Source organism: Mycobacterium hippophais, assembly GCF_027529605.1.
In the GTDB taxonomy this organism is placed as follows: Bacteria; Actinomycetota; Actinomycetes; order Mycobacteriales; family Mycobacteriaceae; genus Mycobacterium; species Mycobacterium arseniciresistens.
Genome location: NZ_JAPZPY010000001.1, coordinates 1,044,944 through 1,067,053, shown reverse-complemented (window position 1 = coordinate 1,067,053; position 22,110 = coordinate 1,044,944). Strand labels below are relative to the sequence as shown.

The window sequence follows — 22,110 nt, the reverse complement described above, 5'->3', positions numbered from 1 at the left end:
AACTGATCTACGGTGAGCCATGCCCTACGACGTGATCATCCGCGACGGTCTCTGGTTCGACGGGACGGGCGCCGCCCCCCGGGTGCGCACCCTGGGCATCCGCGACGGCGTGGTGGCCGCGGTGTCCGTCGGGCAGCTCGACGAGACCGGCTGCACCGACGTGATCGACGCCAGGGGCAAATGGGTCGTCCCCGGCTTCATCGACGTGCACACCCACTACGACGCCGAGGTGCTGCTCGACCCCGGCCTGCGCGAGTCGGTGCGCCACGGCGTGACGACCGTGCTGCTCGGCAACTGCTCGCTGTCGACGGTCTACGCCGACTCCGAAGACGCCGCCGACCTGTTCAGCCGGGTGGAGGCGGTGCCGCGCAAGTACGTGCTCGGCGCCCTGCAGGCCCACAAGACCTGGTCGACGCCTGCGGAGTACGTCGCCGCGATCGACGACCTGCCGCTGGGGCCCAACATCGCCTCGATGCTCGGGCACTCGGACCTGCGCACCGCGGTGCTCGGACTGGACCGCGCCACCGATGAGCGGACCCGGCCCACCCGGGCCGAGATGCGCACGATGGTCCAGAAGCTCGACGACGCCCTCGACGCAGGTCTGCTCGGCATGTCCGGGATGGACGCCGCCATCGACAAACTCGACGGCGAGCGCTTCCGCTCCCGGGCGCTGCCCTCGACCTTCGCCACGTGGAAGGAGCGTCGCAAGCTGATCGGGGCGCTGCGCCGCCGCCGCCGGATCCTGCAGAGCGCCCCGGACGTCAAGAACCCGCTGACCGCGCTGCTGTTCTTCCTGGCCAGCAGCCGCATGTTCGGCCGCCGCGCCGGGGTGCGGATGAGTCTGCTGGTCTCGGCCGACGCGAAGTCCGCCCCGGGAGCGGCCCGCGTGTTCGGGCCCGGCACCCGGCTGCTCAACGCCGTCCTCGGCGCCAGCGTGCGCTTCCAGCACCTGCCGGTGCCGTTCGAGTTGTACTCCGACGGAATCGATCTGCCGGTCTTCGAGGAGTTCGGCGCAGGCACCGCCGCATTGCACCTGCGGGAACAGTTGGAGCGCAACGAGTTGCTCGCCGACCCGGACTACCGGCGCCGGTTCCGCACCGAGTTCGACCGCCGCATCCTCGGACCGACGCTGTGGCACCGCGACTTCCACGACGCCAGGATCGTCGCCTGCCCCGACGCGTCGCTCGTCGGCAAGAGCTTCGGCGACATCGCCGACGAACGCGACTGCCATCCGCTCGACGCGTTCCTCGACGTGCTCGTGGAGAACGGTGAGCGCAACGTGCGGTGGACGACCACCGTCGCCAACCACCGGCCGCGCGAGCTCGACCGCCTCGCCGCCGAACCCTCTGTGCACATGGGCTTCTCCGACGCCGGAGCGCACCTGCGCAACATGGCGTTCTACAACTACGCGCTGCGGCTGCTCAAGCGCACCCTCGAGGCAGACCGGGCAGGCAGGCCGTTCCTATCGGTGCAGCGGGCGGTGTACCGGCTCACCGCCGAGGTCGCCGACTGGTTCGGCGTCCCGGCGGGCACCCTGCGCGACGGCGACCGCGCCGACTTCGTGGTGATCGACCCGGCCGGACTCGACGACGCCGTCGACCGCTACCACGAGGCCGAGGTCGACTTCTACGGCGGGCTGAGCCGCATGGTCAACCGCAACGACGCCGCGGTGGCCGCCACCGGCGTCAACGGCGTGGTCGTGTTCCGCGACGGCGAGTTCTGCGACGGCTACGGCACCACGGTGCGGGCAGGCCGATTCCTGCGCGCCGGCGCCGAACCGGTCAGCCGCGTGAAAACGCCTGTCTGACATGCCCAGAACGCAGCAGCAGCGACGGGCGGAGACCGTCAGCCGGCTCCTCGACGCCAGCATCGAGACGATCATCGAGGTCGGCTACGCGCGGGCGTCGGCCAAGGTGATCGCCGGCCGGGCGCAGGTCTCCGACGGCGCCCTGTTCCGGCACTTCCCGACCATGGGCGACTTCATGGCGGCCACGGCCTACGAGGTGATGCGGCGCCAACTCGACCTGTTCACCAAACAGGTCGCCGAGATCCCCGCCGACCAGCCCGCGCTCGAGGCCGTGCTGACGATCCTGCGCGACGTCACCGGCAACGACACCAACACGGTGATGTACGAGCTCCTGGTCGCCGCCCGCACCGACGACAAGCTGCGGGCCACCCTGCGCGACGTGCTCACCGAGTACGCCACCAACATCGGCGACATCGCCCGCTCGCTGCCCGGCGCCGACGAGTGGCCGCACGACACGTTCGGCGCGCTCGTGGCCATGCTCACCAACACGTTCGACGGGGCGGCGCTGGTGCGGCCGGTGCTGCCGCAGCCCGAGATCGAGGCGCAACGCATCCGGCTGCTGGCCGCCCTGCTCAGTCCACAGCCACCGGTCTGACGTCGGCACGGGCCAGCGCCACCAGGTGGACGGCGATGCCCACCACCGGACCGCACAGCAGCGCCACCACCGTCCGGGTCTCCAGGTCCATGGGCAGCAGCAGCAACAGCACCGATGCGACCGTGGCGCCCACCCAGCCCACCGCGTACGCCCGGTGCAGTGCCGCCGCGACGGTGGCCGCACCGGACAGCGTGAGCAGCGCGATCGCCACCGCCGCCGCGGTGAGCCACGCCAGCAGTGCCCCGTCGGCCCGGTACTCCGCCCCGAATGCGTTCTGCAGCAGCCACGGTCCCAGCAGGCCTGCGGCAATCACGCCGACCGTGCCGAGCGCGAGCACCGCGACCGCGGGCGTGACGAGGGCCCGCAGCCGCCGGTCCTGCTGATCGACGAAGTGGGCGATCAGATTGCCCTGCATGGCCGTCAGCGGCACCAGCAGCGGCGCCCGCGTCAGCGTCACCGCGAGGATCACCACGCCACCGGCCGCGCCGAGGTCCTCCGAGGTGGCCTTCAGCAGGACCGGAAAACCCATCACCAGGATCGCGCTCGCGCCGGCGGCCGTCACCGAATGTGCCGCACCCCGAAGGAAAGTGATGATTCCGCCGGGGGTGAGCAGCCGGGCCGCCGCCTGGGTCGACGGCGACGCCGCCAGCATGATCAGCCACGCCACCGCGCCGGCCACCGTCGCCCACAGGAATCCGACCAGGCCCCAGCCGAGCACGAACGTCGCCACCGCGACCACCACCCGGATCACGGCGTCGGTCACCATCAGAGACCCGTACTGCGTCCAGCGGTTCACCCCGGCGAGCATCCCGAGCAGCGTTGCGTGCAGGCAGAATCCGGCAAGGCCGACGCTGAGCAGCGCCACGCTCAGCCCGCCCGACTCGACGAACACGTGCGCCGACCACGACGGCGAACTGCCTGCGATCAGCAGCGCCGTCACCACCCCCACCATCGCGGCCACCCGCATCGGCGGTGTGCGCGCACCGGTCGTCACCGCGAGGTGCCGCGACGAGCGGACTTCGCGGGTGGCCTCCTGCAGCAGGCCGTTCGCCGCGCCGGTCACCAATCCGAACGCGCCCCAGAACACTCCGAACACCGAGAAGCCCTCGGGTTCGAGGGCACGCGCGGCCAGGTACAGCACGGTGTAGCCGCACAGGGCGGTCAGTGCCGTCGCCACCCCGACCCGGGCCACACTGCCCCGGGTGACGGGCCCGGTCGCGGGCGCCCCGCCGACGTCGGTCACAGCTTCGGCAGGTCCTTGGAGTACAGCCACGCGTCCCACAGCGGCCGCAGCGAGTCCCGCGCGTAATTCGCGGCCAGGCCGGTGAAGTCGTCGGTGAAGGCGGTGCTGTGGCGGTGCCGGGCCGTCCAGTCCCGCAGCAGGGCGAAGAAGTCGTCGTCGCCGAGATGGCGGCGCAGCACGTGCAGGGTCAGCGCGCCGCGCTTGTAGACCCGGTCGTCGAACATGTCCCGCGGGCCCGGGTCGGCCAGCAGTAGGTTCTCCGGCGAATCCGCCAGCCGGTGGTGGTAGTGCCGGGCCCACTCGTCGGCCGAACGACCGCCGGAGTTCTCCGACCACAACCACTCCGCATAGCAGGCGAAGCCCTCGTGCAGCCAGATGTCGCGCCACCGCCGCACGGTCACCGAGTTGCCGAACCACTGGTGGGCCAGCTCGTGGGCGATCAGCCGTTCCGAATTGCGGTGCCCGTCGCAGTGATTGGCGCCGAAGATCGACATGCCCTGCGCCTCGAGCGGGATCTCGAGGTCGTCGTCGGTGACCACCACCGTGTAGCCCGACGACAACGGATACGGGCCGAACAGCTTCACGAACAGCTTCATCATCTGCGGCTGATGGTGGAAGTCGTGGTCGAAGTGGTGGCGCAGCCGCGGCGGCAGCGCGGCGTGGATGGGAACCGGCGACTTGGCCAGCCGGTGCCGCTCGTACATGCCGATCTGCAGCGTCACGAGGTAGGTCGACGTCGGCTCGGCCAGCTCGTAGGTCCACACCGTGTGCGCGGCACGGGTGCGCCGGGAGACCAGCTCGCCGTTGGCCAGCACCCGGTAGGGGCTGTCGGCGCTGACCTGGATGCGGTAGCTGGCCTTGGCGGCGGGATGGTCGTCGCAGGGGAACCACGACGCGGCGCCGTTGGGTTGCCCCGCGACCAGTGCGCCGTTGGACAGTTCCTCGAAACCGACGTCGCCCCAATGAGACCGGATCGGCCGCGGGTTGCCGCCGTAGCGGATCTCGACGGTCATCGCCGCGCCGGCGGGCAGCGCCGCCGACAGCACGATGCGCAGCTTCCCGTGCGCACTGCCGAACTGCGCCGGCCGCTTCCCGTTCACCGACACCTTGGCCACCGACAGCGCGTCGGACAGGTCGAGGGTGAAGTCGCGCAGCGCCGCGAGCGTCACCGCGGTGATGGTCACCGTGCCGGACAGCCGGTTGATCGCGACCTTGTACTCCAGGTCGAGCTCGTAGCGCGACACCCGGTAGCCGAAGTTGCCGTTGCGCGGCAGGTACGGGTCGATCACCGGCGCCGACGGCTTCTTGGCGGCCTTCTTAGCACGCGTCACGCGGCGCTGTCCTGTCGGCCCTCGGTGGCGTCCCGGCGCTTCTTGCGCGAAAGAATCCACGGCGCAATGGGATTGCCCTGCCAGCGGCTCGACGCAGGCACCTCGTCGCCGCGCATCACCAGTGAGCCGGGTCCCACCGTCGAGCCGGCGCCCAGCCGGGCCGCGGGCAGTGCCACGCAGTGGGTGCCCAGCGTCGCACCCCGCTCCAGCACGACGGTGTCCATCCGCATGATGCGGTCGTGGAACAGGTGCGTCTGCACCACGCAGCCGCGGTTCACCGTCGCGCCGTCGGCCAGCGTCACCAGGTCGGCCTCCGGCAGCCAGTACGTCTCGCACCACACGCCGCGGCCGATCGTCGCGCCCAGGCCGCGCAGCCACAGGTTCATCACCGGTGTCCCGCTGGCCGCCCGCGCGAACCACGGCGCCGCCACCGTCTCCACGAACGTGTCGGCCACCTCGTTACGCCACACAAACGACGACCACAGCGGGTGTTCGATGGCAGTGATTCGGCCCACCACAAGCCACTTCGCGATCACGGCGATCGCCCCGGCCACCGCGCCCGCGACCAGCAGCACCACGCCGGAGGCCAGCGCGGTCCACAGATGGCCGAACCGGATCGCCAGCGCCTGCAGCGCGAAGAGCACCGCCACGCCGATCGAGAACGACACCAGCACCGGGATCAGCCGGCAGGTCTCCACCGCCGCCCGCGTCAGCTTCAGCTTCAGCGGCGGGTCGAAGGTCCGCAGCGCGTCGGCCGCAGTCGGCTTGCGCCGCAACCGCACCGGCGGACTGCCCAGCCACGACGAGCCCGCCTTGGCCTTGTGCGGGGTGGCCGACAGCACCGCCACCAGCCCGTCGTCGGGGACCTTGCGGCCGGGCTGGGTGATCCCGGAGTTCCCGAGGAACGCCCGCTTGCCGATGGTCGCCTTCGCGACGTGGATCCAGCCGCCGCCGAGTTCGTAGGACGCCACCATGGTGTCGTCGGCAAGGAACGCGCCGTCCTGCACCTCGGTGAACTTCGGCGTGAACAGTGCTGTCGAGATCTCGGTGCCGCGGCCGACCTTCGCGCCGAGGATGCGCAGCCACGACGGCGTCAGCAGGCTGGCGTACAGCGGGAACAGGTAGGTGCGGGCGGCGTCCATCAGCCGCTCGGTGGCCCACACCTGCCAGCCTGTGCGGCTGCGCACCGGGTGGTAACCCTCGCGCAGACCCAGCGACAGCAGCCGCACCCCGGCGACGGTCAGCGCGGCGTGGATGACCAGGGCGGCGAGCATCGCCACCGGCGTCCACAGCGCCGCCACCGGCAGCGCATCGGCCAGCGAATCGGTGTGCCGCACCGCCCAACCCAGCACGGCGAGGCCCACCGTGAGAGCGGCCAGCGGCAGCGCGCCGAGCAGCATGGACGTCACGCCGTAGATCGCCACCCACAGCGGCGCGCGGCGCGGCCGGTGATCGGGCCAGGGGTGGCGGGCCTTACCCGACTTCACCGCGGGCGAACCCTTCCAGTACTGGCCGTTCTTCACCTTGCCGACCACCGCGGATCCCGGGGCGACGTCGGCGTTCTTGCCCACCACGGCACCCGGCAGCAGGGTGGTGCGGGCGCCGATCGTGGCGTCGTTGCCGACGGTGATCCGGCCGACGTGGAAGTGGTCGCCGTCCACCCAGTGGCCGGACAGGTCGACCTCCGGCTCGATCGAACAGCGGTGGCCGAGTCGCAGCATGCCTGTCACCGGCGGCGAGGAGTGCAGGTCGACGCCCTTGCCGACGGTGTTGCCCAGCGCGCGGGCGTAGTAGACCAGCCACGGCGCCCCGGCGAGATTCTCCGCGCCGCTGGCCTCGGCGAGCCGCTCGGCCAGCCACACCCGCATGTGCACCGGTCCGCCGCGGCGGTAGGTGCCCGGTTCGAGGCTGCCGATCAGCATCCGCGCGCACAGCACCGCGATGCCCATCCGTCCCGGCGGCGACACGAACAGCACGAAGCCGGCCAGCACCCACCACCAGTTCACCGGCGTCGCCCACGGCACCAGGTCCGACGCGGCGGCGACATTGTTGACCAGGGCCAGCCACACCACCCACTGCAACCCGGTCAGCGTGGCCAGCGGCAACGACAGCGCCACCTGCGCGAGCTGCGTCAGCCGGGGTGTCGGCGCGACGTCGCGGGTGACGACGGCAGGCGGCGGGTCGAGCTCGTCGAGATAGCCGGCCAGCGACCCGAGCCGCGGATGGTCGTACAGGTCGGCGACGGTGACGTGCGGGTAGCGCTGCCGCAGCGCGGCCACCAGCTGCGCCGCCGACAGCGACCCGCCACCGAGGGCGAAGAAGTCGGCCTCCGGCCCGTCCACCGGTGCGCCGAGCACGTCGCGCCACAGTCCGGCCAGCCATCCGGTGGTGCCGCCCAGCTCGGCCGCCACGTCCTCGGGTTCACCGGGAGGCGGCCAGGGCAACGCGTCGCGATCGACCTTGCCCGACGTCCGGGTGGGCAGCTCGTCGAGCAGCACCAGCCGAGGTACCAGCGCCGCGGGCAGCGACTCGGCCAGCGCGGCGCGGGCCGCCGAGACGTCGAACGCGGGGTTGGCGCTCGCGATGTAGCCGACCAGCAGGGGAGTGCCGCTGGTGGTCCTGCGCACGGCCGCCGCGCCGCCGCTGACACCGGGCAGGTTGACCAGCGCCGAGTCCACCTCACCGAGTTCGATGCGGCGCCCACCCACCTTGACCTGGTCGTCGGCCCGGCCGACGAAGTAGAGGCCGTCGGCTTGCAGCCGCACCAGGTCGCCACTGCGGTACGCCCGCGACCAGCCCAGCGTCGGCATCGGCGCGTACTTCTCGGCGTCCTTGTCCGGATCGAGGTAGCGGGCCAGACCGACGCCGCCGATCACCAGTTCGCCGATCTCCCCGTCGGTGACCGGGACACCGTTCTTGTCCACGACGGCCAGATCCCACCCGGCCAGCGGGAGACCGATGCTGACCGGCCCGCGGCCGTCCAGCCGCGCCGCGCAGGCCACGACGGTGGCCTCAGTCGGGCCGTAGGTGTTCCACACCTCGCGGCCGTCGACCGCCAGCCGCTCGGCGAGCTCCGGCGGGCACGCCTCGCCGCCGAAGATCAGCAGCCGCACCGCCTCTAACGCCTCGGCCGGCCACAGCGCAGCCAGGGTCGGCACCGTCGACACCACGGTGATGTCCCGCGACACCAGCCACGGGCCGAGGTCCATGCCGCTGCGCACCAGCGACCGCGGGGCCGGCACCAGGCACGCGCCGTGCCGCCAGGCCAGCCACATCTCCTCACACGACGCGTCGAACGCCACCGACAGTCCGGCCAGCACCCGGTCACCGGGCCCGAGCGGATTGTCCTGCAGGAACATCCGCGCCTCCGCGTCGACGAACGCCGCCGCGTTGCGGTGGGTCACCGCGACACCCTTCGGTGTGCCGGTCGATCCGGAGGTGAAGATGATCCAGGCGTCGTCGCGGCTGAGCGGGGCGGCCGCGCGCCACCCCCGCGACGAGCCGGTGGCGCGCACCAGTCCCTTCTCGGTGATCACGGCCACCACCCCGGCCTCGCCGAACACCAGGGCGGCGCGCTCGTCGGGATCGTCGGCGTCGACCGGCACGTAGGCGGCGCCGGTGGCCAGCGTCGCGAGGATCGCCACGTACAGCGCATAGCTGCCCGACGGCATCCGGATGCCGATCCGGTCACCGCGGCCGATCCCTCGGGCCGCCAGCCACGCGACGCTCTCCTCGATGTCCGCGACCAGCTCGGCGTACGTGAGCTGCACGGTGCCGTCGTCGAGCGCGGGCGAGTCCGGGAACCGGCCCGCCGTCTCGTGCAGGATGTCGATGAGCGTGCGCGGTTCCGGAGCGAACGGCGACAACGCATATTGAGCGGGTATTTCGTGCCCCGGGTCCGCTGCTGTCACGGGTACAAACTACTCAGCGCGGCCGCCTCCGGTCGGCGGCGCGGCGGCGTGTGGTGACTATTGCGCGTTGCGGGGTATCCCCCCTCGGATCGCGACAGCGATCGACCTGCAGGACCCCGATTAGCCACGACCGTCTAGGCCAGGCACAATCGGTTCCGGAGGGGAGTATTCCTTCGCCGCGGTGTCGTCATTACGTCGGCCGTCATCGGCCGACCGGTGCTGCGGGCCCCGCGTGTCATGCGCGGTGGCGGAAGAGACCTCCGGCGCATTGGACGACCGGAGGTATGCCGAGTGAACGTTTCCGCCCTGGAATGGGGCATCACCATCGCCGTGACGGTGGCGGTGCTGCTGTTCGACGTGGTGGCCATTGCCCGCAACCCGCACGAGCCGAGCATGAAGGAATGCTCGATCGCGCTGTCGGTCTACGTCTCGCTGGCGGTGGTCTTCGGGGTGTGGGTGTGGTTCTTCCACGGCAGTGACTTCGGGATCGAGTTCTATGCCGGCTGGCTGACCGAGTACAGCCTCTCGGTGGACAACCTGTTCATCTTCCTGATCATCATGGCCAGCTTCAACGTGCCGAAGAAGTACCAGCAGGAAGCGCTGATGGTGGGCATCATCCTGGCGCTGATCTTCCGCGGCATCTTCATCGCCCTCGGCGCGGTGGCCATCAACAACTTCTCGTGGGTGTTCTACATCTTCGGCGCGTTCCTGGTGTACACGGCGATTCAGCTGACCCGCGACAGCGACCACGAGGACGACGGCGACAACGCCGTGGTGAAGTTCGCGCGCAACCACCTCACGCTCACCGACAAGTGGGACGGGCTCAAGCTGTGGGTCAAGGAGGACGGCAAGCGGCTGATGACGCCGATGTTCCTGGTGATCGTCTCGCTGGGCACCACCGACCTCATCTTCGCGCTCGACTCGATCCCGGCGATCTACGGCCTGACCCAGGAGCCGTACCTGGTGTTCACCGCCAACGTGTTCGCGCTGATGGGTCTGCGGCAGCTGTACTTCCTGCTCGGCGGCCTGGTCAAGCGGCTGGTGTACCTGTCGTATGGCCTGGCGTTCATCCTCGCCTTCATCGGCGTGAAGCTCGTCCTGCACGCCCTGCACGAGAACGAGCTGCCGTTCATCAACGGCGGCGAGCACGTGCCGGTGCCTGAGATCCCGACGCTGCTCAGCCTGGGTGTCATCATCGTCACGCTGATCATCACGACGATCGCCAGCCTCTACCGGACGCGTGGGAAGAGCGCCGACGAAGTCGAGGGGATGCAGGATTCCAAGCTCGCCACCACGGACGAGCCCGCGGCCGACACCTCAGGCGACAACTCCGGTGACAGCGGGTCGAAGAGCTTCGATTCGCGCTGAGCGCAAGCCTCGACGCGGGGCCCGGCTGCTCGTACGTTGGCTGCCGTGCGGCTTTATGTGGCAGACGGTGACTGGCAGGAACTGACGACCGGCGAGCAGCGGGCCGTGCGCGTGGCCGCGACCGATCTGCAGCAGGCGCGCCGCGCCAGGACCCGGATCAGGGCCGACCGGGCGGACGTCGCGGTGATCCTCGACGTCACCGTCGCGGTGGCCGCCGACTACCGGGCCGCGCGCGTCGCGCTGGAACCCGCCGAGGCCGCGACGACGCTGCAGTACGCAGGCACCGTCGACGGGCTGGCCGGGCTGGTGGCCGACATCGAGACCGCCGGCGTGGCGGACGGCGTCACCCTCATCGCCGCGTCGGCGGATCAGGACGTCCGAGCCGTGGGGCGTGACGTGCTGCGCCGGCTCGCCGCGCGCGACGAGCTCAGGGCGTCGTAGCGGCGCAGTCGTGGCGTCGTTCTTGCGTCCAGGGTCGTGATTCCGCCCGCGCAACGACCGTGGGTGCAAAAAGCAGCGCGATAGCAGGCGCACACGCCACCCGCGATTCAATACCGGTATGAATCGACCCTGAAACGGACTTAGACAAGCATTTATCCGCGTTCTACCGTGGGACCATGACATCCACAGTGACGTCTAGTGAACTCACCGGCCAGCTGCTGATCGCGGGGCAGGCGGTGGACGGCTCCGGCGCCGAGATCCGCGGCTTCGATCCCAACACGGGCGCCGAGCTCCAGCCGGCCTACCGCTACGGCGACGCGTCGCACGTCGACGCCGCCTGCGCCGCGGCCGCCGACGCCTTCGCCGAGTACCGCAGCGCCCCCGCCGAGAAGCGGGCCCAGTTCCTGGAGGCGATCGCCGAGCGCATCGAGGCCGTCAAGGACAGCCTCGTGGCGCGTGCGCACGCCGAATCCGGGCTGCCCGAGGCGCGGCTCACCGGCGAGGTCGGCCGCACCACCGGACAGTTGCGGCTGTTCGCCGCGGTGGTCCGCGAGGGCAGCTGGAACGGCGCCCGCATCGACCCGCCGCTGCCCGACCGCGCGGTGCCGCGACCCGACATCCGCCAGCGCTTCGTCCCGCTCGGACCGGTGGCCGTGTTCGGCGCGAGCAACTTCCCGCTGGCCTTCTCCGTCGCCGGCGGCGACACCGCCTCGGCGCTGGCCGCCGGCTGCCCCGTGGTCGTCAAGGGCCACGACGCCCACCCGGGCACCTCAGAACTCGTCGGCCGGGCGATCACCGCCGCCGTCGCCGACGCCGGCTTCCCGCCGGGCACCTTCTCGCTGCTGTTCGGCGACGGCCCCGAACTCGGCGGTGCGCTCGTCAAAGACCCGCGCATCAAGGCCGTCGGCTTCACCGGCTCCCGCACCGGCGGCCTGGCCCTGGTGGCCGCCGCCGCAGCCCGGCCCGAACCCATCCCGGTCTACGCCGAGATGAGCTCGATCAACCCGGTGTTCCTGCTCGAGGGCGCACTGGCGACCCGCGCCGCCGACCTCGGCCGCGAGTACGTCGGTTCGCTCACCCTGGGCGCCGGTCAGTTCTGCACCAATCCGGGCCTGGTCATCGCGATCGACGGACCCGACCTCGACACGTTCATCGCCGCCGCGCGCGACGCCCTCAGCGCGAGCGCGCCCGCCGCGATGCTCACGCCGCGGATCGCCGACACGTACCGCCAGGGCGTCGACGCGCTGGCCGCCGAGGCCGACCTGATCGCCCGCGGGTCGGCGGACAACGCACCGAGCGTGTCCTGCCGTTCGGCGCTGTTCTCCACCGACGCCGCCAGCCTGCTGGGCTCGGAGGCGTTGCAGGCGGAGGTGTTCGGCGCCTCGGGGCTCATCGTCCGGTGTGCCGACATCGCCGAGATGCAGCGCGTCGCCGCCGGGATCGAGGGCCAGCTGACCGCGACGGTGCAGGCCGACGACTCCGACGTCGAGCAGGCGGGCGCACTGCTGCCCACGCTCGAGCTGAAGGTCGGCCGGATCCTGTTCAACGGCTGGCCCACCGGCGTCGACGTCGGCCACGCGATGGTGCACGGCGGACCGTTCCCCGCCACCTCGGACTCCCGGACCACCTCGGTGGGATCCCGGGCGATCGAGCGCTTCCTGCGCCCGGTCTGCTATCAGAACGCACCGAAGTCGTTGCTTCCCAGTGTGATCGCCGACAGCAACCCCGACCGGCTCTGGCGCCGCATCGACGGCGAACTCACCCGCGACTGACCCCCTCACGATCGATCTAGGAGCAACCCATGCTTGACGGCGTCCTGTTCTTCCCCGTCACCCCGTTCACCGCGGCAGGCGAGGTGGACACCGAGCGCTTGGCGCAGCACATCGCGACCGGCGTCGACGCCGGGCCCGGTGGCGTCTTCGCCGCCTGCGGCACCGGCGAATTCCATGCGCTCGACACCGACGAGGTGCGCACGGTGGTTCGCACCACGGTGGACGTGGTCGGCGGCCGGGTGCCGGTGTACGCCGGTGCCGGCGGCTCACTCGCGCAGGCCAAGTCGTTCGCCAGGGCCGCCGCGGAGGCCGGCGCCGACGGACTGCTGCTGCTGCCGCCCTACCTGGTGGAGATGCCGCAGGCCGGGCTGGTGGCCTACACCCGCGCCGTCGCCGCGGTCACCGACCTGCCGCTGATCGTGTACAACCGCAACAACGCCCGGTACACCGAGGACTCTGCCGTCGAGGTCGCGAAGATCCCGAACGTCGTCGGATTCAAGGACGGCACCGGCGATTTCGACCGCGTCGGCCGCATCGTGCGCGCCGTCTACGATGCGCTGGCGCCGTCGGGCAAGCCGTTCCAGTTCTTCAACGGACTACCCACGGCGGAGGTCTCGCAGCAGGCGTTCCGCGCCATCGGCGTGACGCTGTACTCGTCGGCCACCTTCGCGTTCGCGCCCGACCTGGCACTCGCCTTCTACCAGGCACTCGAGACGGGCAACGAGCAACTCAGCGAGGCGCTGTCGCGCGCGTTCTTCCACCCGCTGGTGCGGTTGCGCGACAAGGTGCCCGGTTACCCCGTCGCGCTGATCAAGGCCGGCGTCGCACTCGAGGGTCTCGACGCCGGACCGGTGCGGCCGCCGCTGATCGACGCCGCTCCCGAGGACGTCGAGGAGCTCCGCACCATCATCGCCGCGGGCCGCGCGGTGCTGGCCGAGGCACTGGCCGCACCCTCGGTGCGCTGATGTCGAGCCGCCCGATCCGGATCACCCGCGCACGCATCACCCCGGTCGCCTTCGCCGACCCGCCGCTGCTGAACACCGTCGGTGTGCACCAGCCCTATGCGCTGCGGGCGATCGTCCAGCTGGACACCGATGCCGGCCTGACCGGGTTGGGCGAGACGTACGCCGACACCAGGCATCTGGAGCGGCTGACCGCTGCGGCGGACGCCATCGTCGGGCAGGACGTGTTCGCGCTCAACGCCATTCGCGCCGCGATCGCCGACCGGTTGCACGGTGACGACGCCGCGGTGGGCACGGCCGGGATGATCACCTCGGCCAGTGCGGTCGACCAGGTGCTGTCGCCTTTCGAGGTGGCCTGCCTCGACGTGCAGGGCCATGCCACGGGCCGGCCGGTGTCGGACCTGCTCGGCGGGGCGGTGCGCGACGCCGTGCCGTTCTCGGCATACCTGTTCTACAAGTGGGCGGCCCATCCCGGCGGCGAGGCCGACGTTTGGGGCGAGGCGCTGTATCCGGATCAGCTGGTGGCGCAGGCGCAGCGGATGATCACCGAGTACGGCTTCACCGCCATCAAGCTCAAGGGCGGCGTCCGGCCACCCGAGGAGGAGATGGCCGCCATCGAGGCGTTGCGGACGGCCTTCCCGGACCACCCGCTGCGGCTCGACCCGAACGCCGCGTGGACACCCGAGACGTCGGTGAAGGTCGCGACGGGACTGGCCGGCGTGCTGGAGTACCTCGAGGACCCCACGCCCGGCCTGGACGGTATGGCCGAGGTTGCGCGGCAGTCGCCGATGCCGCTGGCCACCAACATGTGCGTGGTGGCGTTCGACCAGCTGGCGCCCGCGGTGGCGAAACAGTCTGTCGGCGTTGTGCTCTCCGATCATCACTACTGGGGTGGCCTGCAGCGGTCGCGGCTGCTCGCCGGAATCTGCGACACCTTCGGACTCGGCATGTCCATGCACTCGAATTCGCACCTCGGTATCAGCCTCGCGGCCATGGTGCAGCTGGCCGCCGCGACACCGAACCTCACCTACGCCTGCGACACGCACTGGCCGTGGAAGACCGAGGACGTCGTCGAGCCCGGCGTGCTGCGCTTCGTCGACGGCGCGGTGCCGGTTCCCACCTCACCCGGCCTCGGGGTCCGGATCGACGAGGAACGCCTCGCCGGCCTGCACGAGCAGTATCTGCGCTGCGGCATCCGGGATCGTGACGACACCGGCTACATGCGCAGCATCGATCCGACGTTCCGGGCGGGCAGCCCGCGCTGGTGACCCGCGCGGGTCTACGCTGATGCACTGACGCCTCCATGGCGGCGGCGGTGATTCAAGGAGTGCATCGGTGTTCTCGCTCGCGCGGTTGTCGTGCTTCATCGCGGTGGCCGAGGAACTGCACTTCGGGCGTGCCGCGGAACGGCTGCACATGACCCAGCCGCCGCTGAGCAGGCAGATCCAGCAGCTGGAGAGCGAGCTCGGCGTCCACCTCATCGACCGCACCACGCGGTCGGTGACCCTGACCCCCGCCGGTGTCGCGTTCCTGCCCGATGCCCGCCGCATCCTGCAGCTCGCGGAGGGTGCCGCGCAGACCGTGAAGCGCATCCCCGCAGGCGATCTCGGGACCGTCGTGGTCGGCTTCACCGCCGCGTCGGCGCACGCGGTGCTGCCGCGGCTGCTGGACCGCACCAGGGAGCGACTGCCGGACGTGAAGCTCGACCTGCGGGAGATGGTCACCGCCGCACAGGTCGAGGGCTTGATGACCGGCGAGCTCGATCTGGGCATGGCCCGGCCGCCGCTGAAACGACCCGGCCTGGTGTCGCGGCCGCTGCTGCACGAGCAGCTGGTCGCCGCGCTGCCCAGCGGCCACGACCTCGTGGGCCTGGGCCGTCAGCTCACCCTCAACGACCTCGACGGCCAGGACGTGGTGATGTACTCGCCGGTGCAGGCCAGGTACTTCAACGAGCTGCTGATCAGCACGTTCACCATCGCGGGCGCGACGCCGCGGTACGTGCAGTACGTGACGCAGGTGCACACGATGCTGGTGCTGGTGCGTTCGGGCATCGGGATCGCGCTGGTGCCCGCGTCGGCGGCGACGCTGCATCCTGAGGGTGTGGTGTTCCGGTCGATCGGCGCGTTCCGGGAGCGACCCGTGGAGCTCGACGCGGTGTGGCGTGGCGACAGCTCCAACCCCGCGCTGCTGCGGTTGCTCAAAGATGTCCTGCCGCAACGCGAGTGGACCACCGATGACCTGCTGGAGACCTGGTCGACGGCGTAGCCGGGAACAACTCAGGGCGCGATGCGCGCAGGCGGGTCGGCGAAGTTGAGGTCGCGGGCAGGCTGACCGGGACCCATCGGATTGCAGTGCTTGACGGGCACCAGGTGGGAACTGAAGCCGCTGGGAACCCACTGGGCGACCGCCACGCAGCGCTGCCAGGTGCCGTCGGGCTGCACGGGTCCGTCGCACTTGCTCAGGACGGGTCCGCCGTACAGGCAACCGGCGGCGGCCGGGGGAGCGGCGGTGAGCAGCGTTGCGGCCATCAGCAGGGCGGCCGATCCTCCGGCGATGCAGCGCTTCATGGTTGCCTCCCGTCACGATGCCCGACCACTGTCGACGCTACCGACTCGGCCGCCCGGATTCGGCGGTACTAGGAGATCGCCTCGATCGCCGCGGCCAACGACCGGTCCAGGCGCTCGCGATCGTCACCGAGGCCGACGAGTGTGTCGATGGTGAGCGGCGCGAGTATCTGCGTGAGGCCGTGGTCCTCGTGGCCGAAGAAGCCGGCCATCTCGAGCAGCACCGTGCCGTGGGTGATGCTCCAGAGCCGCCCTGCGACCACCGACACCCCGTCGTCCCGGATCCGGCCCGCCGCGATCATCCGGCGCACCACGGTCAGGAGCGCCTCGAACGACACGGCGAAATCAGGCCTGTTGCTGGAGTTTCCGGTGACGGTGAGGTCGGCGTGGTGGCGGTTGAGTGACTGCGCCGAGGTGCCGAACATCATCTGGTAGCGCTGCGGGTGGGCGAGCGCGAATTCGCGGTAGCGCACGCCCATCACGAAGAAGTCGGCCACCGGGTCGTCGGTCTGCGCGATGTCGGTGAGCGCCCGGGTGAAGCGGGCGAACGTCTCGGCGGCGATGGCCTCGACCAGTCCGGGCATGCCCTCGAAGTGCGTGTACACCGCCATGGTCGACGTGCCGGTCTCGGTTGCGACGCGGCGGGCGCTCAGGGCGGGCAGGCCGTCGCGCTCGAGGATCAGGATCCCTGCCTCGACCATCTGGCGTTTCGGGTCGGCGTTCATCATTGCCATCGTCTCATAACGGTGTTATACATAGGTCGACCGCGAAATAACACTGTTATAGGGGCATGGCATGGGGAATCGATATCTCGAGGGCGCTCTCGCACCGATCGACGAGGAGTACACGCTGACCGACCTCGAGGTGCAGGGCACGATCCCGGGCCACCTCGACGGGCGGTACCTGCGCAACGGGCCGAACCCGATCGGGGAGATCGACCCGGCGCTCTACCACTGGTTCATCGGGGACGGAATGGTGCACGGCATCCGGCTGCGCGACGGGAAGGCCGAGTGGTACCGCAACAGGTGGGTGCGCGGACCGCACGCCAGCCGGATGCTCGGTGACACCCCGCCGACCGGAAACCCCGGGGTCTCGGAGATCGGGGCGAACACCAACGTGATCGGGCACGCCGGCAGGACGCTCGCATTGATCGAGGGTGGCGTGGCGAACTACGAACTCACCGAGGAACTCGACACCGTCGGCGTCTGCGACTTCGACGGCACTCTACGCGGCGGGTACGCGGCGCATCCCAAGCGCGATCCCGACACCGGCGAACTGCACGCCGTCACCTACGGCATGCATCGCGGGAACACCGTGCGGTACTCGGTGATCGGCGTCGACGGCCGGGCCCGCCGCACCGTCCACGTCGAGGTGAACGGCAGCCCGATGATGCACGACTTCTCGCTCACCGAGCGGTACGTGGTGTTCTACGACCTGCCGGTGACGTTCGACAACCGCCAGGCCGCGGAGATGACGGTGCCACGTGGACTGCGGCTGCCCGCTCGACTTCTGTTGTCCGCGCTGATCGGCCGCGTCCGCATCCCCGATCCGATCGCCGCCCGGCAGGTCGGGGCGATGGGCGCCGACCGGCGCTTCCCGTACTCGTGGAACCCGCGCTATCCCGCACGGGTCGGGGTGATGCCGCGCGACGGCGACAGCGCCGACGTGCGGTGGTTCGACGTCGAGCCGTGCTACGTGTTCCACCCGATGAACGCCTACGAGGACGGTGACACGATCGTGCTCGACGTGGTGCGCCACCCGAAGATGTTCGACACCGACCATCTCGGGCCGAACGAGGGACCGCCCACGCTCGACCGCTGGACCGTCGACCTCGCCGACGGGAAGGTTCGCGAGTCCCGGATCGACGACCGCGCGCAGGAGTTCCCGCGGATCGACGAACGGCTGGTGGGCAAGCGGCACCGCTACGGCTATGCGCCCGCCGTCGGCGACGCCACCGCACCCGAGGGCACGCTGTTCAAGCACGACCTGATCGGCGGCGACAGCCGGGCGCGGTCGTTCGGTGAGGGGAAGTCCTTGGGCGAGTTCGTGTTCGAGCCGACGTCAGCTGACGCCGACGAGGACGACGGCGTGTTGATGGGGTACCTCTACGACCGGGTGACCGACCGCAGCGAGCTGGCGATCCTGGACGCGCAGACCCTCGAGGACGTGGCCAGGGTGAAGCTGCCGCACCGGGTGCCCGCGGGCTTCCACGGCAACTGGGTGCCCGCGGGAACGTAGTCAGCCCGCGGCGGGCACCGGCATCGGCACCGGCGTGACGAGCGTGCCGTCGGCGAGGAACGCGTCGAGATTGCGCAGCGTCAGCGCCTCCATGGCGGCCCGCGTCTCGACGGTCCCGCTCGCCACGTGCGGCAGCAGCACCACGTTCTCGAGGGCGATGAGCGCCTCGGGCACATGGGGCTCGTCGGCGAACACGTCGAGACCGGCACCGGCCAGGCGGCCCTGGGTGAGGGCCTCGACCAGGACGTCCTCGTCGACGACACTGCCACGGGCGATGTTGATCAGGTAGCCGTCGGCGCCCAGAGCGTCGAGCACGTCGCGGCCGACCAGCTGCCGGGTGCCCGAACCGCCGGCCGCCGCCACCACCAGCACGTCGACGGCGCCGGCGAGTTCGACGGGCGACGCGGCGTAGGTGTACGGCGAGCCCTCGACCCGGTTGCGGTTGTGGTAGGAGATGGTGCAGCCGAATGCGCTGAGCCGCTTGGCGATCGCGCCGCCGATGCGGCCCATGCCGAGGATGCCCACCCGGGTGTTGCTGACCTGCCGGGTGAGCGGGTAGTTGCCGTCGACCGGCCAGCGGCCGTCGCGCAGGTAGCGGTCGGCGGCCGAGAAGCGGCGCAGCGTGTCGATCATCAACCCGACGGCGGTGTCGGCGACGCAGTCGGTCAGGACGTCGGGTGTGTTGCTCACCTGCACACCGTGTTCGGCCGCGGCGTCGACGTCGGTGGTGTCGTAGCCGACGCCGAAGTTGATCACTGCGCCCAAGCGTGGCAACGCCGCCATCAGTGCGGCGTCCACACCGGTGCGGCCCGAGGTCACCACGACGGTGACGTCTGCCGCCTCGGCGCCGAGGAACCGCTCACGTTCGCCCGCGTCCTCGGGCAGCACGCGGGCGTCGTACTCGGTGCGCAGTGTCTCGGCGAGAGAGGGCTTCAGCGGCCCCACCTGCAGCACACCCGGACGGCGGGAAGGATCACGGCGGGTGGCGGTGTCGTCGGTGCTGGGCACGGTTCTCCTCTGTCGGGGCTGTTGTCACCGTAGGCCGGGCCGCGGATACCCGTCCAACTCGGAATTGGCATGGGTTTATACGGAACCTGCATGGATCGACGGCTGACGTAACCGGCGGCGCATCGCCGAAGCCGCCGACACCATCATCCCGCAGCTCAGGCCCATAATTACCGTCACCTAACCTGCCGCGGCGCCGTGTGCCGCGCGTCACTTCCACGCCGCTCCGGGCCGTTCACGGCGGTTGACCCGCATTCCGCCCATCCCTAGCGTGTGGTTGCGATCACACAAGTCATCCACATACGTGGACGCCACTTTCGGAGGATTCATGAGGTCCACAACCCCGACCACGCGGCGGGCGCGCCGCGTGCTGGCCCTCACCGCCGCCGCTGCGGCGACCTGTGTGACAGCCGCCGGCTGCACGGTGGCCAACAGCGGACACGGCGGCTACGACCCGAACACCCTGCGCATCGTGCTGCAGCAGGAACCGCCCACGCTCGAACCCTGTGAGAGCTCGCTGACCTCCACCGGCGTCGTGGTCCGCTCCAACATCAGCGAGCCGCTGATCGAGCGCGATCCGGGTACCGGCGACCTCGAACCGCTGCTGGCCACCGGCTGGCGCCAGGACTCGCCGAACGTCTGGAGCTTCGACATCCGGTCCGGGGTGACGTTCTCCGACGGGGCGCCGTTCACCGCCACCGACGCCGCCTTCTCGATCGACCGCGCGGTGAACTCCGACCTGCAGTGCAACGTCGACGGCTACGTGTTCGGCGACGAGAAGCTGGTACTGGACACCCCGAGTGACACGAAGCTGACAGTCACCACCGAGACGCCCGATCCGATTCTCCCGCTGCGGCTGTCGTTCGTGGAGATCGTGCCGCGCACCACGAGCATGACGGAGAAGGTGCGCGAGCCGATCGGCACCGGCCCCTACGTCATCGGTGACTGGGACTACGGGCAGAAGCTGGTGCTCGAGCGCAACGAGACCTACTGGGCGGAGAAGCCGTCGTTCGCCCGCGCCGAATACCAGTGGCGCAGCGAGGGCAGCGTCCGCGCCGCGATGATCACCGGCGACGAGACCGACATCGCGACGGGCCTCGGCCTCGAGGACGGCGCGGGCGATCTCGGCGTGGAGTTCCCCAACAACGAGACCACCGCGCTACGCATCACCTGTACCGACGCCCCGCTCAATGACATCCGCGTGCGGCAGGCGATCAACTACACCGTCAACCGCAGCGGAATCGTCAAGGCGCTGTTCCGCGACATGGGCGAACCCGCCGCACAACTGATTCCCGACGGCGTCGTCGGCCACAACGGCGAACTGGCCGCGTGGCCGCACGATCCGGACAAGGCGAAGCAACTCGTCGACGAGGCCAGGGCCGACGGTGTTCCGGTGGACCGCCAGATCCGACTGATCGGCCGCACCGCGCAGTTCCCGAAGGTCGTCGAGACCGTCGAGGTGATCCAGAGCGAGCTCGCCGACGTCGGCCTCAACGCCAAGATCGAGATGATGGACACCGCCGGTCAGCTGCAGTTCCAGCTGCGGCCCTTCCCGGAGAACGCCGGCCCGTTCGTGGCGCTGATCATGCACGGCAACCAGGCCGGTGACGCCGCGTTCAGCGTCGATCAGTACATGCGCACCGACGGCGCCCAGAACGGCTGCGGCACGCCGGAGTTCGACAAGAAGATCGACGCGGCGGGCCAGCTCACCGGCCAGCAGCGCCAGGACGCCTACGCCGAACTGTTCGCCGAGGAACCCGACGAGGTCGCCCAGTTCGCCTACATCGCGCACATGACCGGCATCCTCGGCAAGTCGCCGCGCGTGGACTACACCCCCAACTCCGCCACCGGCGACGAGATGCGGCTCGCCGAGATGACACCGGCCCGCGACGGCGCCACCGACCGCACCGACGCCCAGTAAGGAAGGCCGACACCATGTTCCCCTTCGTCCGGCGCCGGATGTACACCAGCGCCCTGCCCCTGATCATCGTGCTGCTGGGCGTGTTCCTGCTGGCCCGGCTCACCGGCGATCCGACCAACCTGTACCTGCCCGAGTCGGCGACACCCGAACAGCGCGCGGAGTTCGCCGCCGCCAACGGCTTCGACAAGCCCTGGCTCACCCAGCTCGGCGACTACTTCACCGGCGTACTGCATCTCGACTTCGGGTCCTCGCTGCGCACCGGTGAACCCGCCGCGGAGATGGCGCTGCGGGCCTTTCCCGCGACACTGCAGCTCGCCCTGGTCACCATGCTGCTGGCGATGGTCGGCGCCGTCGTCATCGGCTGCTGGGCGGCCTACCGGCCCAACTCGCTGGCCGACCGGTTCTCCAGCCTGCTGTCCATGACCGCCGCCAGCATCCCGGACTTCTGGTTCGCGATCACCGGCGTGTGGCTGTTCGCGGTGCTGCTCGGCGTGCTGCCCACCTCGGGCACCGACGCGGGGATGCTGTCGTGGATCCTGCCGATCGCCACGCTGATGATCCGCCCGCTCGGCGTGCTCACCCAGGTGGTGCGCGGCGCCATGGTGTCCGCACTGTCGGCGCCCTACATCCGGCTGGCGCGCAGCAAGGGCGCAGGCGACTTCCGCGTCGTCACCCACCACGCGCTGCGCAACGCCGCCGCTCCCGCGCTGACCGTGGCCGGCGACCTGGCCGTCGGCCTCATCAACGGTGCCGTCGTGGTGGAGGCGATCTTCGGCTGGCCCGGCATCGGCAAGCTGATGATCGACGCGATCCTGCAACGGGACTTCGCGGTGCTGCAGGCCGCCGTGCTGCTGACGGCGGTGAGCATCTTCCTGCTCAACATCATCATCGACGCCTGCTACGCCCTGCTCGACGCCCGCGTCCGCGAACCCGCGAAGGTCTAAGGAGCTCA

At 70.5% G+C, this 22,110-nt stretch carries 17 protein-coding genes; 11 read left to right on the top strand and 6 right to left on the bottom strand.

Annotated features, from left to right (window positions below):
• Nucleotides 1-19 precede the first annotated feature (19 nt).
• Together O6P37_RS05350 and O6P37_RS05345 are read left to right on the top strand one after the other, a co-directional pair.
• A complete protein-coding gene (locus tag O6P37_RS05350) occupies nt 20-1,807 on the top strand; it encodes an N-acyl-D-amino-acid deacylase family protein (RefSeq protein ID WP_269893053.1) in 1,788 nt (595 codons plus the stop codon).
• Between the two features lies 1 nt (nt 1,808).
• The gene (locus O6P37_RS05345; protein WP_269893052.1) at nt 1,809-2,402 is read left to right on the top strand and encodes a TetR/AcrR family transcriptional regulator; all 594 of its coding nucleotides are present in this window, start codon (nt 1,809-1,811) and stop codon (nt 2,400-2,402) included.
• Here O6P37_RS05345 and O6P37_RS05340 read toward each other — a convergent pair.
• From O6P37_RS05340 to O6P37_RS05330, 3 genes are read right to left on the bottom strand one after another with little or no spacing between them, the layout of a single operon-like run.
• Nucleotides 2,380-3,645 carry a hypothetical protein gene (locus tag O6P37_RS05340; protein ID WP_269893051.1) on the bottom strand — a complete coding sequence of 422 codons (1,266 nt, stop codon included), beginning with the start codon at nt 3,643-3,645 and terminating at the stop codon, nt 2,380-2,382. The genes O6P37_RS05345 and O6P37_RS05340 overlap by 23 nt on opposite strands.
• The gene (locus O6P37_RS05335) at nt 3,642-4,976 is read right to left on the bottom strand and encodes a M1 family metallopeptidase (protein ID WP_269893050.1); all 1,335 of its coding nucleotides are present in this window, start codon (nt 4,974-4,976) and stop codon (nt 3,642-3,644) included. The genes O6P37_RS05340 and O6P37_RS05335 overlap by 4 nt, the downstream gene beginning before the upstream one ends.
• Nucleotides 4,973-8,887, bottom strand: a complete 3,915-nt coding sequence (locus tag O6P37_RS05330) for a Pls/PosA family non-ribosomal peptide synthetase (RefSeq protein WP_269893049.1) — start codon at nt 8,885-8,887, stop codon at nt 4,973-4,975. Before O6P37_RS05330 ends, O6P37_RS05335 begins: the two co-directional genes overlap by 4 nt.
• A gap of 291 nt (nt 8,888-9,178) precedes the next feature.
• Between O6P37_RS05330 and O6P37_RS05325 the strand changes: the two genes are divergently transcribed.
• The 6 genes from O6P37_RS05325 (at nt 9,179) to O6P37_RS05300 (ending at nt 15,695) form a co-directional block, all read left to right on the top strand.
• Nucleotides 9,179-10,255 (top strand): TerC family protein, encoded by a 1,077-nt coding sequence (locus O6P37_RS05325; protein ID WP_269893048.1) that lies wholly within the window; start codon nt 9,179-9,181, stop codon nt 10,253-10,255.
• Between the two features lie 36 nt (nt 10,256-10,291).
• Entirely contained in the window at nt 10,292-10,696 is a 405-nt protein-coding gene (locus tag O6P37_RS05320; protein ID WP_269893047.1) for a hypothetical protein, read from the top strand.
• A gap of 176 nt (nt 10,697-10,872) precedes the next feature.
• On the top strand, nt 10,873-12,468 hold the full coding sequence (locus O6P37_RS05315; RefSeq protein WP_269893046.1) for an aldehyde dehydrogenase (NADP(+)): 1,596 nt from the start codon (nt 10,873-10,875) through the stop codon (nt 12,466-12,468).
• 29 nt (nt 12,469-12,497) lie between these two features.
• Nucleotides 12,498-13,433: a 5-dehydro-4-deoxyglucarate dehydratase gene (locus O6P37_RS05310; RefSeq protein ID WP_269893045.1), complete on the top strand. Its 936-nt coding sequence runs from the start codon at nt 12,498-12,500 to the stop codon at nt 13,431-13,433.
• A complete protein-coding gene (locus tag O6P37_RS05305; RefSeq protein ID WP_269893044.1) occupies nt 13,433-14,698 on the top strand; it encodes a glucarate dehydratase family protein in 1,266 nt (421 codons plus the stop codon). Before O6P37_RS05310 ends, O6P37_RS05305 begins: the two co-directional genes overlap by 1 nt.
• 67 nt (nt 14,699-14,765) lie before the next feature.
• Nucleotides 14,766-15,695, top strand: coding sequence for a LysR substrate-binding domain-containing protein (locus O6P37_RS05300; protein WP_264016168.1), 930 nt, complete (start codon nt 14,766-14,768; stop codon nt 15,693-15,695).
• 11 nt (nt 15,696-15,706) lie between these two features.
• Here O6P37_RS05300 and O6P37_RS05295 read toward each other — a convergent pair whose 3' ends face one another.
• Nucleotides 15,707-15,997 (bottom strand): CDGP domain-containing protein, encoded by a 291-nt coding sequence (locus O6P37_RS05295; protein WP_269893043.1) that lies wholly within the window; start codon nt 15,995-15,997, stop codon nt 15,707-15,709.
• Nucleotides 15,998-16,065: 68 nt separating this feature from the next.
• Nucleotides 16,066-16,719, bottom strand: coding sequence for a TetR/AcrR family transcriptional regulator (locus O6P37_RS05290; RefSeq protein WP_269893042.1), 654 nt, complete (start codon nt 16,717-16,719; stop codon nt 16,066-16,068).
• A gap of 70 nt (nt 16,720-16,789) precedes the next feature.
• On the opposite strand from O6P37_RS05290, the gene O6P37_RS05285 reads away from it, so the two are divergent.
• Nucleotides 16,790-18,232 (top strand): carotenoid oxygenase family protein, encoded by a 1,443-nt coding sequence (locus O6P37_RS05285; protein WP_269893041.1) that lies wholly within the window; start codon nt 16,790-16,792, stop codon nt 18,230-18,232.
• Here the strand turns inward: O6P37_RS05285 and O6P37_RS05280 are convergent, their stop codons facing one another.
• Nucleotides 18,233-19,240, bottom strand: coding sequence for a 2-hydroxyacid dehydrogenase (locus tag O6P37_RS05280; RefSeq protein WP_269893040.1), 1,008 nt, complete (start codon nt 19,238-19,240; stop codon nt 18,233-18,235).
• 325 nt (nt 19,241-19,565) lie between these two features.
• On the opposite strand from O6P37_RS05280, the gene O6P37_RS05275 reads away from it, so the two are divergent.
• On the top strand, nt 19,566-21,158 hold the full coding sequence (locus tag O6P37_RS05275) for an ABC transporter substrate-binding protein (protein WP_269893039.1): 1,593 nt from the start codon (nt 19,566-19,568) through the stop codon (nt 21,156-21,158).
• A 14-nt stretch (nt 21,159-21,172) separates the two neighbouring features.
• A complete protein-coding gene (locus O6P37_RS05270; RefSeq protein ID WP_269893038.1) occupies nt 21,173-22,102 on the top strand; it encodes an ABC transporter permease in 930 nt (309 codons plus the stop codon).
• Nucleotides 22,103-22,110 lie beyond the last annotated feature (8 nt).

What these genes read in the sequence shown, in the direction of transcription:
- O6P37_RS05350 (WP_269893053.1), top strand. Translation starts at nt 20, where the DNA reads ATGCCCTACGACGTGATCATCCGCGACGGTCTCTGGTTCGACGGGACG.
- O6P37_RS05345 (WP_269893052.1), top strand. Translation starts at nt 1,809, where the DNA reads ATGCCCAGAACGCAGCAGCAGCGACGGGCGGAGACCGTCAGCCGGCTC.
- O6P37_RS05315 (WP_269893046.1), top strand. Translation starts at nt 10,873, where the DNA reads ATGACATCCACAGTGACGTCTAGTGAACTCACCGGCCAGCTGCTGATC.
- O6P37_RS05310 (WP_269893045.1), top strand. Translation starts at nt 12,498, where the DNA reads ATGCTTGACGGCGTCCTGTTCTTCCCCGTCACCCCGTTCACCGCGGCA.
- O6P37_RS05305 (WP_269893044.1), top strand. Translation starts at nt 13,433, where the DNA reads ATGTCGAGCCGCCCGATCCGGATCACCCGCGCACGCATCACCCCGGTC.
- O6P37_RS05295 (WP_269893043.1), bottom strand. Translation starts at nt 15,997, where the DNA reads ATGAAGCGCTGCATCGCCGGAGGATCGGCCGCCCTGCTGATGGCCGCA.
- O6P37_RS05290 (WP_269893042.1), bottom strand. Translation starts at nt 16,719, where the DNA reads ATGAACGCCGACCCGAAACGCCAGATGGTCGAGGCAGGGATCCTGATC.
- O6P37_RS05285 (WP_269893041.1), top strand. Translation starts at nt 16,790, where the DNA reads ATGGGGAATCGATATCTCGAGGGCGCTCTCGCACCGATCGACGAGGAG.
- O6P37_RS05275 (WP_269893039.1), top strand. Translation starts at nt 19,566, where the DNA reads ATGAGGTCCACAACCCCGACCACGCGGCGGGCGCGCCGCGTGCTGGCC.
- O6P37_RS05270 (WP_269893038.1), top strand. Translation starts at nt 21,173, where the DNA reads ATGTTCCCCTTCGTCCGGCGCCGGATGTACACCAGCGCCCTGCCCCTG.